General features: G+C 63.8%; 2 protein-coding genes. One reads left to right on the top strand and one right to left on the bottom strand.

From position 1 onward, the window contains the following. Positions 1–865 (top strand): FliM/FliN family flagellar motor C-terminal domain-containing protein (locus A2I95_RS36890; RefSeq protein WP_291737441.1); only part of this gene is annotated, 865 nt, incomplete at its 5' end. A gap of 266 nt (positions 866–1,131) precedes the next feature. Here A2I95_RS36890 and A2I95_RS36885 read toward each other — a convergent pair. Continuing rightward, positions 1,132–1,538 (bottom strand): TIGR01244 family sulfur transferase (locus A2I95_RS36885; protein WP_291737440.1); only part of this gene is annotated, 407 nt, incomplete at its 5' end.

The following is a 1,538-nucleotide window of genomic DNA, read 5'->3' as shown; positions in this document are numbered from 1 at the left end:
GGTTGAAAATGTGCGCAGCCTGGTGCTGGGTATGGAGGCTGAGGATTACCGGGTGATCGAGTTGAACCTGGACCTGGCCTGCGGCGCCATGCAGGGCGTGATGAAGCTGATACTTCCGGAACCCACTGCCGAAGAACTGCAGGACGGTCAGGGCAAGGGGGCGCAGGGTCCATCCTTGGGCCGCAACCTTGGGGCTATCCGGGCGGAGCTGTCGGCTGTTTTGTGCAAGATGCGGGTACCCCTAAGGGATTTTACCGGCCTCAAGGTCGGCGATTCGCTGCCGCTGGATTCCGCATTTCTGTATGAAACCGACCTGCTGACCATTGGCGGCCAGTCGATTGCACAGGGGCGCCTGGGCCAAATGAACGGCGCGCGTGCAGTCCGGCTGAATCAGTCCGGGGCCAGGCTGGCAGGCGATGCCGGGGCAGAAGGAATGGGGTTCTCCGACGGGGCAGGCGCCGACATGATGGGCGGCGGACCTCCGGCACTCGATATGGGAATTGCCGCGCAGGGCCTGCAGGACCCGATGGACGACACGGGCCTGCCCGCATTGGAAGCGGCACCGGGCCTGGGCAGCGGTGGTCTTGGTATGGACGGCGAGGGGCTTCCTGCGCTGGGTGACGGCGGTTTTGACGGCGGCATGGGCGGCCTGGGCGGCATGGATGACGCAATGGGTGGAATGGGCGCAATGGATTTGCCCGGTCTCGGCGACGATGGCGCTTTGGGCATGGATGGGCTGGACGGCGGGCTGCCTGACTTGCCTGATCTTCCCGCGGTCGACTTGGGGGATTTTGACCCGGGGGATGCCGCGGCAGAAATCTCGCAATTGGCCGGGCTGGATGGCGCCTTGTCAGGCAATAACTGATTCATTAAGTTTTTCGCGCTGCGAACCGCCATCACTCAGCCCCGGAATCCAGGGCCTTTTCCCGGAGGCGCCGCGGGCAGCCAAACCCTTATAGCCATTCCAAACGGTTAGCAGCCTGCACATTCATCAGTGCAGGCTCCGGGTCCGGTTGACGCATTGGGTTCCGGCCTGGGGTGATCAGTATTGGTCAGATCCGGGTTTCCCGCGTCGGCCAACGGCTTGGCCGCTGCCTGCAACATTCGACGCAGGCAGAATTTTTCACAGGGTTAATTTCCCGCCAGGGAATCCAGTGCTGGCCGCAACCCGTCCAGCTGATAGCCGGCAGCCGCGGTTTTCAGCAGAATGTCATCGGCGCACATATCGCAGGCCTGGCTGAGCGCCCAAACCACAGAACAGCGGGTTCCGGACGCGCAATAGGCCAGCACCGGGCCTTCGCAGCCTTCATACAGCGCCCGCTGGCGGGCTGCATTCTCGGGTGTCATGGTCTGATGGGTGAGCGGCAGAACCTCGAACCGCAGCCCGGCGGCTTCGGCGGCTGCGCGGATCGCCTCAGCCTGATGGCTGGGCGGGACTTCCGCGTCCGGTCTGTTGCAGATCACCGTTTTAAAGCCGGCGTCGGCAATGGCGGGCAAGTCCTCAGCCGAGATCTGCGGCGAGACCGAATAGCGGGGGG

Source organism: Leisingera sp. F5, from assembly GCF_001593695.1.
The sequence above is the reverse complement of the archived record's forward strand: the minus strand, read 5'-3'. Positions and strand labels throughout refer to the sequence as shown.